The 248-nt window shown below is 61.3% G+C and carries 1 protein-coding gene; it reads right to left on the bottom strand.

The window, feature by feature from the left end:
• Positions 1–248, bottom strand: a 248-nt coding sequence (locus HK20_RS12720) for a MotA/TolQ/ExbB proton channel family protein (protein WP_198943939.1), incomplete at both ends; no start/stop codon positions are given.

Raw genomic sequence — 248 nt, 5'->3', positions numbered from 1 at the left:
GCAGGCACAGCCGTTGCCAGACCAATGGCGGTCATGATCAGGGATTCACCCACAGGGCCGGCAACCTTGTCGATGGATGCCTGGCCGGCAATGCCAATGGCGGTGAGTGCGTGGTAAATACCCCAGACCGTGCCGAACAGCCCGATGAAGGGAGATGTGGACCCCACGGTGCCCAGGAAGGCCAGCCCCTTTTGCAGGCTGTTCTGGATGTTGTTGACCGCACGCTGGATGGACATGGAGGTCCAGCT

Source organism: Acetobacter sp. DsW_54, assembly GCF_002153575.1.
Taxonomy (GTDB): domain Bacteria; phylum Pseudomonadota; class Alphaproteobacteria; order Acetobacterales; family Acetobacteraceae; genus Acetobacter; species Acetobacter fabarum.
This window is presented reverse-complemented; position numbering and strand designations above follow the sequence as displayed.